The sequence below is a fragment of the Bradyrhizobium sp. Kon37 genome (genome assembly GCF_055807535.1).
Genome location: NZ_JBVVOY010000157.1, coordinates 1 through 397 on the forward strand (window position 1 = coordinate 1; position 397 = coordinate 397).

General features: G+C 57.2%; 1 protein-coding gene. It reads right to left on the minus strand.

Annotated features, from left to right (window positions below):
* Positions 1–146: 146 nt before the first annotated feature.
* A partial coding sequence (locus tag AC0L3J_RS37575) for a hypothetical protein (protein WP_473350454.1) occupies positions 147–397 on the minus strand: 251 nt, incomplete at its 5' end.

Here is a 397-nt window from a genome sequence, read left to right on the forward strand (position 1 = left end):
ATTTCTGACAGGCACTGTCCCAGCGACGCACCTGCGTCAACGCCTGGCTGCTGCCTGACAGAAATTACCCGATGCCAATCTGGCGCTGATTTCAGTGGCTGGCGAGTATGCGGCGGAGCTGGCAAACCAGGCGCTGGATCGCAACCTCAAATAAATCCGCTGCTGACAGGCGCTATTGCGTTACGTCGCGCCGTGACGCGTGAAAGCAGGCAAGCCAGGCGTGCGGCCTCATCCAGCGAGGAGGCAAACCAGACATTCTCGTCGCGGGCCACCGCCGGGGTATAACCTAAAAACAGCGCCACCGTCGGTTTGCCGGTTGCTTTCATGGCATTAACAATTTTCAGACGCACAGCTTCGGCAGGTGGTTTTGAAACAAATGCCAGCACTTCGCTTTTCT